Source organism: Amycolatopsis dendrobii, from assembly GCF_014145675.1.
GTDB classification, from domain to species: Bacteria; Actinomycetota; Actinomycetes; order Mycobacteriales; family Pseudonocardiaceae; genus Amycolatopsis; species Amycolatopsis dendrobii.
Window position 1 is genome coordinate 193,301 of the sequence record NZ_JACGZW010000015.1, and the last position, 7,536, is coordinate 200,836.

A 7,536-nucleotide genomic window follows, 5' to 3' on the forward strand; every position below is an offset into this window, starting at 1 on the left:
GCTCACGGCAGGTTCATCAGGGTAATGATGCACCGTACTGAGGGGTGAGGACATGCCTGAAGCACTGGTTTGCGGCGCTGGAGTCGCTGGGTGCGCGTCGGCCTACTGGCTGCGCCGCAACGGCTACGACGTGACGGTCGTGGAGCGCGCCGAGGGGCTGCGCAGCGGAGGCCAGGCGATCGACATCCGCGGGGTTGCGCTGGAGGTCATCGACCGGATGGGCCTTGGCGAGCAGGTCCGCGCCGCACGCACGCGGATGCGCGGGATGTCGATGCTCGACGCGTCCGGCAACGAGGTGTTCCGTTCCGAGGAACGCGCCTACAGCAGCGGACGGCTCGACAGCGAGGACGTCGAGATCCTCCGAGACGAGCTGGTCGAGCTGCTGCACGACGCGGCCGGCGCCGAGTTCCGCTTCGGCGACGAGATCACCGCCCTCGACGCCGAGTCCGGCCGAGTCGAGTTCGCCAAGGCCGAACCGCGCACGTTCGACCTGATCGTGGGCGCGGACGGCGCGCATTCGGCGGTCCGGCGGCTCGCCTTCGGCCCGGAGGACCAGTTCCGCCGCTACCTCGGCCAGTACCTGGCGATCTTCCCGGCGGCCAACACGATCGGCCTCGAAGACTGGCAGATCTGGTTCCAGGGCGAGGGCGCCGGCGGCGCGGTCTACCCGGTGCCGGGCAACGAGGCGATCCGGGTGACGCTCGGCTTCGCCGAACCGGAGTACCGCGAGATCCGGGACGTCGCGGAGCAGAAGAAACTCGTCGCGGAACGCCTGAGCGAGGTCGGCGGCCCGGTGCCGGACCTGGTCAAAGCCATGGAGGAAGCCGAGACGTTCTTCTTCGACGCCATGCTCCAGATCCGCCTCGACCGCTGGACGACCGGCCGGGTGGCGCTGGTCGGCGACGCCGGGTACTGCGCGTCCGTGCTGTCCGGGCAGGGCACGAGCCTCGCGCTGGTCGGCGCGTACATCCTGGCCGACAGTCTCGCCGACTACGAGACCCGGATGCGCCCGTTCGTCGAGCTGAACCAGGCGCTGGCCACGGAAAACGCGGCCGGGCCCGCGTCGGAGGAATCGGTCGAGCGGGCGAAGAACGCGATCAGCCTGACCCGCTGACCCGCCACCTGGCGGGAGATTCCCGCCGCCCGGCTGGCCCGGTCCGGCTCCCGGGCGGCGAGGATGGGGCCAGCACCCCGATCCCTTGGAGGCCCCCGCGATGACCGCCTATCCGCCGCTCCCGTTCGACCCCGAGCTCGCCGCGGCGCTCGAGGTGCTGGCGGCCGAGCGTCCGCCGATCAAGACGCTCGAATCGATCCCGGCGGTGCGCGCGGCCGCGGCGAAGCGGCAGATCTCGCTGGAGGAGATCACCGCGGACGGAGCCCTCGAAGTGTCCGAAGCGGAGGCCGAGGGTCCGCGCGGCCCGATCCCGCTGATCGTCGCGCGGCCGGCCGGGGCGGTCGACGTCCCGGTGCTGTACTGGCTGCACGGCGGCGGCATGATCATCGGCGGCCACAAGGGCGGCGACCTGTACTTCCTCAAGGAGTACGCGGCCGAACTGGGCCTCGGCTTCGTCTGCGTCGACTACCGGGTCGCCCCCGAGCACCCGCATCCGGCTCCGGTCGAGGACTGCTACGCCGGCCTGGAATGGACCGTCAAGCACGCCGCCGAGTACGGCTTCGACGCCTCCCGCGTCGTGATCGGCGGGGCGAGCGCGGGCGGCGGGCTCGCGGCGGGAACGGCGCTGCTCGCCCGGGACCGCGGCGGACCGGAACTGCTCGGCCAGCTGCTCGTGTACCCGATGCTCGACGACCGCAACGACTCGCCGTCGGCGATCCAGATGGCCGAGATGGGCAGCTGGGACCGCACCGCGAACAACGTCGGCTGGACCGCGTTGCTCGGCGATGCTCGCGGCGGCCCGGACGTGTCGCCGTACGCCGCGCCCGCCCGCGCCGAAGACCTGTCCGGCCTCCCGCCGGCGTTCCTCGACGTCGGCAGCACCGAGACCTTCCGCGACGAGGTCATCGCCTACGCCAACCGGCTGTGGCTGTCCGGAGTGCAGGCGGAACTGCACGTCTGGCCCGGCGCTTTCCACGGCTTCGACGGCTCGGCTCCGCAGGCGGCGCTGTCGCAGCAGGCCCGCGCCGAGCGGACGCCGTGGCTGCGGCGGCTGCTCGGCTGAACCGGACGAGCGATGATGGACCGATGAGGGAGCTGGTCACGCATCTGAGCGCGCTCGATCCCGGCGCGGCCGAGACGGTCAAGGTCATCGCGTATTTCGACCGGCTGGTCGAGGGCCGCGCGGGGCTGGAGCCGATCGTGCGCGGGGCGGCGGTGCTGTCCGGCTGTCCCGCGCGGCTGGCCGACGACGAACGCCGGGTGCGCGTCCGCGTGGAATCGGACGGGCGCGTCGTGCCGTCAGCCGAACCGCCCGATCCGGAATGGCCCGCCGCCGCACTGCGTCCGGACGGGCCGGTCGCGTTGTGGCTGGAACGGCCCGGCCCGGCGAGCCCGGTGGACGCGATGGTGCTGGAGCGCGCGTCGGCCGCGGCCCGGTCGGTGCTGGACCGCACCCGCGGCCGGGTCGTCGATCCGGCGTCCGTGGAAGTGGTGCTCGACGCGTCGGCGGACGAACGAACCCGCCTTCGCGCCGCACATCGCCTTGGCCTCGGCTCCACCGCGCGAGCTGTCGTGACCGACGCGGTCCCGCTGGTCGTCCCTCCGCAATGGACTCCGCCGGAGCGCGCCCGGGCGGGCCTTGGCACCGTGGTCGAGCTGGTCGACCTGCCGTTGTCCGGTGCGCAAGCCCGGACGGCTTTCCGGTTCACCGCTGCCGAGGACGATCCTGGACCGTCCGTTGTGGACTACGCCGAACTCGGCGGACTGGCCGTGCTCGCCGATGCGGTCGGACCTCGTACCCCACCGGTCGCGGACGTCGTCAGCCTGGAGAACGCCCGCTCGGCCGCCCCGTGGGTACTGCCCACGCTGGCCGCCGTAGCGGGCGCTCCGAGTTTGCGTGCCGCCGCGAACACGCTGGTCGTGCACCATTCGACCTTGCAGGAGCGCCTGGCCCACGCCGAGGCGCTGCTCGGCTGGCCAGTGCGCGATCCCGCCGGCCGGTTGCGGTTGCAGCTGGCTATCGCGCTGTGGCGGCTGCACCGCACCGGCTGATCACGGCGTGAGCAGCGGCAGCAACGGCTTCCGCACCGCCGTCGCGACTCCGTCCGATGCCTGCGCGGCGGCGATCCGCTCGTCGGTCGGCGTCCCGTACGACGTGGTCCGCTGCCGCAGCGGACGCCCGAGCGGCTCGACCATCGCGCGCATGTCGCTGATCGTCTTGTACGACCCGTTCGCCGCGCCCGCCATCCGGCTGATCGTCTCCTCCATCAGCGTGCCGCCGATGTCGTTGACGCCGCCCTGCAGCACCGCCCGGCTGCCCTCCTCGCCGAGCTTCACCCAGGAACTCTGGATGTTGTCGAACGTGCCGTGCAGCAGCAGCCGGGACAGCGCGTGCACCGCCCGGTTCTCGCGCAGCGTCGTGCCCGCGCGGGCGAGCCCGGCCAGGTAGATCGGCGAGCTCTGGTGGATGAACGGCAGCAGCACGAACTCGCTGAACCCGCGCCGCCCGTTGCGTTCCACACCCTCGCGCTGCAGTGTGGCCAGCAGTTTCAGGTGCCCGACCCAGTGGCTCGGGTTGTCCACGTGGCCGTACATCATCGTCGCCGTGGTCGGCAGCCCGATGTCGTGCGCGGTGGTGACCACCTCGATCCACGCGTCGGTCGGCAGCTTGCCCTTGGTGAGCACCCAGCGGACGTCGTCGTCGAGGATCTCCGCCGCGGTGCCCGGCAGCGAGTCCACCCCGGACTCCTTCGCCCGGAGCAGGAAGTCGCGAATGGACAGATTCGTCCGCGACGCGCCGTTCACGACCTCCATCGGGCTGAACGAGTGCAGGTGGATGTCCGGCTGCCGCCGCTTCACCTCGGCCGCGAGGTCGAAGTACGCGGTGCCCGGCAGATCCGGATGGATGCCGCCCTGCATGCAGATCTCGGTCGCGCCCGCGGCCCAAGCCTCGTCCACCCGGTCGCCGACCTGCTCCAGCGAGAGCGTGTACGCGTCCGCGTCGGTCTTCCGCTGCGCGAAGGCGCAGAACCGGCAGCCGGTGTAGCAGACGTTGGTGAAGTTGATGTTCCGCGTGACGACGAACGTGATGTCGTCCCCGACGACCTCACGCCGCAAGTCGTCGGCCAGTTTCGTGAGCGCGTCCAGCTCCGGCCCGTCGGCGTGCAGCAGGGCGAGCGCGGCGTCGTCGGACAGCCCGGCCGGGTCCTTTTCCGCACTGCGCAACGCGTCGCGGATGTCGGTGTCGAACCGCTGCGGCCCGGTCTTGATCTTCCGGCCGATCTCTTTCCAATCGCCGTAGACCGAATCGAAGTCGCCTCGCCGGTCCTCGGTGCGGCCGGTGGTGTCGATCTCGGTGTGCAGATCGGTGCGGCCGGATTCCTGCCAGCCGCCGTCCGGCTCCTGCCACGGGATCCCGACCGGCATCGCGCCGTCGCGGGCCAGCCCGGTTTCCGCGTCGACCAGCGCCGCCACGTGCCGCGTGACGCGCGGGTCGAGCCACGGCTGGCCGCGCTTCACGTACTCCGGGTAGATGGTCAGCCGCTCGCGCAGCGCGTACCCGGCCTTCTCGGTCTGCCGCGCCAGCAGGTCGATCTGCGGCCACGCGCGTTCCGGGTTCACGTGGTCCGGGGTGAGCGGCGAAACGCCGCCCCAGTCGTCGATGCCCGCGCGGATCATCAGGTCGTACTGGTCGCCGATGAGGTTCGGCGGCGCCTGGATGCGCATCCGCGGACCCAGCACCAGCCGGGCCACTGCGATGTTCGCGGCCAGTTCTTCGAGGTCGGCGTCCGGGGTCGCGCGCATCTTCGTGTCCGGCTTGGCCCGGAAGTTCTGCACGATGACTTCCTGGATGCCGCCGTATTCGCGCGCGGTCTTGCGGATCGCGAACAGCGCGTCGGCGCGTTCCTCGTGCGTCTCGCCGATCCCGATCAGCACGCCGGTGGTGAACGGCACCGAGCTGCGGCCGGCATCCTCCAGCACGCGCAGCCGGACCTCGGGATCCTTGTCCGGCGAACCGTAATGCGGCCCGCCCTTCTCGCTCCACAATCGGCGCGCGGTGGTCTCCAGCATCATGCCCATCGACGGCGCGACCGGCTTGAGCCGCTGGAAGTCCTGCCAGCTCAGGACGCCCGGGTTGAGGTGCGGCAGCAGGCCGGTCTCCTCGAGCACCCTGATCGCCATCGCGCGGACGTAGGACAGCGTGTCGTCGTAGCCGTGCGCGTCCAGCCATTCGCGCGCGGCCTTCCAGCGGTCCTCCGGCCGGTCGCCAAGCGTGAACAGGGCCTCCTTGCAGCCCATCTCGGCACCCTTGCGAGCGATGTCGATGACCTCGTCCGGCGACAGGAACGGCGATTCGAGCTTGCCGGGGACGGTGACGAAAGTGCAGTAGCCGCACCGGTCCCGGCACAGCCGGGTCAGCGGGATGAACACCTTGCGGCTGTAGGTGATGATTCCCGCGCGACCGGCTTCTTCGAGGCCCGCGTCGCGGATGCGGGAGGCGTGGTCGGACAAAGTCTTGAGGTCGTCGCCGCGGGCGTGCAGCAGCACGGCCGCCTCGGCGACGTCGAGCGTCTTCCCGTCTCGCGCCCGGGCGAGCGCACGGCGCATGGCCGACGGGGTGGGCGTGGTCACGCCAGCTTCGGGCTCCATTCCCGCCACGCTAGGACCCGCCCGCCGCGACCAGCCAGCTCTTAGCCCGCCGCCGTGCGCGCGACCGGGCCGGAGTGATCATTCGCGCAGGTTGCGGGCTTGTCGGCGACGGGTAGCAACGGTATTACCTAAAGGGTGGCGTCAGTGATCGGGAAGCGCATCGGCGGGCGGACGTACTACTACTTCGCCGAGTCCGCGCGCATCGACGGCAAGCCGCGCGTGGTCGGCCAGCGGTATCTCGGGACGGCCGAGGACATCGCGGCGGCGGTGGCAGGCGGCGGTCCGGAAGCGGCTGGTGCGCGGCACCGGTCGTTCGGCGATGTTTCCGCCGTGTGGGGGACGCTGCAGCGGCTCGACCTCGTCCGGCGCGTGGACTCCGTGGCCGGACCGCAGCGAGCTCGGCCGACGCTGGGGCTCCATGTCGCGCTTGCCGTGCTGCATCGGGCGACCGCGCCGGAGACGGAGTTCGAGGAGTGGTGGACTGGCTGCCTCGCGCAGGATCTGGTCCGGCCTCGGCCGCCCAAAGGGGCGATCACGACGGCTGGGCATTGGCGGGCGCTGCAGCGGCTCACTCCGGAGCGGATCGCTCGGGTGGAAACTGTTGTGGCGGAAGCGGTTCTGGAGCTTCTGGGCGATGACGGGACGGAGGCGCTGGCGGTTGATGTAGCGCAGTTCGCCGCGTTCACCGCCGCGGATTGCACGATGCCGTCGGCTTGTCAGGACGTGCTGGCCGGGCTGGGGCTGGTCGTCACGCGGGACGGGGCGATTCCGTTGGCTTCCAAGGTTTATCGGAGGGAGAACGCGCCGACTTTCGCTGCCCTGGCCGCCGAATTGGGGGAGCGGCACACGGTGGTCTTCCACTCCGGCCAGGCCGCGCAGCTCGACCTCGGCGCGCGGACCGGGTTTGTCGGGTCGCTTCCGTTGGCGGATCACCCGGAGTTGCTCGCGCGGCCCGCGTCGGTGCGGCGGCGGGTGGATCCGGAGCGGTTCGTCGGGCTGACTGCGTTTGACACTGTGGCGACTGTGGACGGTGCCCGCCGACGCGTCATCCTCCTCCACTCCGCGACGCTGCACGCGGCGCAATATCGGGCGTTCACCAGTGAATTGAGCACTACTGTGCGGGAGTTGGACGGGCTGGCGGCTGCGCTGGCGGCCGGTACGCATCGCGGGGACCGGACTCAGGTGCACGCGGAGATGTCCCGGATCATCCGGGGGCGTCGGGTGGAGCGGGTGTTGAATACTTCGCTTACCGGGAGTCGTGCTGGGGAATTGCGGCTGGAGCGGCGGGTTGACGAGGCGGCGGTTGCTCGGCTGGCCGAGGAGTTTTTTGGCAAGCAGATTTTGGTGACTGACCGGGATTGGCCGGTTGCCGAGGTTGTTACCGCTTATCGGGCTCGGACGTATCTCGACTCGACGTTCCGGTGGCTGACCGGGTCCGCGGTGGCGGGGCCGTCGCCTCGGTGGGAGTGGAGTGCGCATCGGATCGCGGTGCATGCGTTGGTGTCGGTGCTGGCTGCGACGGTTACGCACGTGATGCGGCGGGAGGCGGACCGGGCTGGGATGAATCTGTCGGTGGCTGAGTTGCTGGATCAGTTGCGGGGGATTGGGGAGACCGTGCTGCGGCATCGGTCTACCGGGGGGAGGCCTCGGACGCGGCGGATTCTGTCTGATCGGACGGAGCGGCAGCAGGCGTTGTTCGAGTTGTTCGGGTTGGAGAGGTTCGCGCCCGGGTGAGCGGCTCGTCGCGCTGGCGGCGGGTCGTGCGGGAACCC

5 protein-coding genes are annotated in these 7,536 nt (G+C 71.0%); 4 read left to right on the forward strand and 1 reads right to left on the reverse strand.

The window, feature by feature from the left end; all coding sequences use genetic code 11:
• Positions 1–52: 52 nt before the first annotated feature.
• From H4281_RS37165 to H4281_RS37175, 3 genes are all read left to right on the forward strand, one after another.
• On the forward strand, positions 53–1,114 hold the full coding sequence (locus H4281_RS37165; protein ID WP_182895539.1) for an FAD-dependent oxidoreductase: 1,062 nt from the start codon (positions 53–55) through the stop codon (positions 1,112–1,114).
• 100 nt (positions 1,115–1,214) lie between these two features.
• Positions 1,215–2,177, forward strand: coding sequence for an alpha/beta hydrolase fold domain-containing protein (locus H4281_RS37170; RefSeq protein ID WP_182895540.1), 963 nt, complete (start codon positions 1,215–1,217; stop codon positions 2,175–2,177).
• Positions 2,178–2,200: 23 nt separating this feature from the next.
• Complete coding sequence (locus tag H4281_RS37175; RefSeq protein ID WP_182895541.1) at positions 2,201–3,166, forward strand: helix-turn-helix domain-containing protein; 966 nt, start codon at positions 2,201–2,203, stop codon at positions 3,164–3,166.
• Here H4281_RS37175 and H4281_RS37180 read toward each other — a convergent pair whose 3' ends face one another.
• The gene (locus tag H4281_RS37180) at positions 3,167–5,764 is read right to left on the reverse strand and encodes a bifunctional FO biosynthesis protein CofGH (protein ID WP_182895542.1); all 2,598 of its coding nucleotides are present in this window, start codon (positions 5,762–5,764) and stop codon (positions 3,167–3,169) included.
• A gap of 135 nt (positions 5,765–5,899) precedes the next feature.
• Between H4281_RS37180 and H4281_RS37185 the strand changes: the two genes are divergently transcribed.
• A complete protein-coding gene (locus tag H4281_RS37185) occupies positions 5,900–7,498 on the forward strand; it encodes an IS1634 family transposase (protein ID WP_446680396.1) in 1,599 nt (532 codons plus the stop codon).
• The last annotated feature ends 38 nt before the right edge of the window (positions 7,499–7,536 follow it).

What these genes read in the sequence shown, in the direction of transcription:
- H4281_RS37170 (WP_182895540.1), top strand. Translation starts at nt 1,215, where the DNA reads ATGACCGCCTATCCGCCGCTCCCGTTCGACCCCGAGCTCGCCGCGGCG.
- H4281_RS37180 (WP_182895542.1), bottom strand. Translation starts at nt 5,764, where the DNA reads ATGGAGCCCGAAGCTGGCGTGACCACGCCCACCCCGTCGGCCATGCGC.
- H4281_RS37175 (WP_182895541.1), top strand. Translation starts at nt 2,201, where the DNA reads ATGAGGGAGCTGGTCACGCATCTGAGCGCGCTCGATCCCGGCGCGGCC.
- H4281_RS37165 (WP_182895539.1), top strand. Translation starts at nt 53, where the DNA reads ATGCCTGAAGCACTGGTTTGCGGCGCTGGAGTCGCTGGGTGCGCGTCG.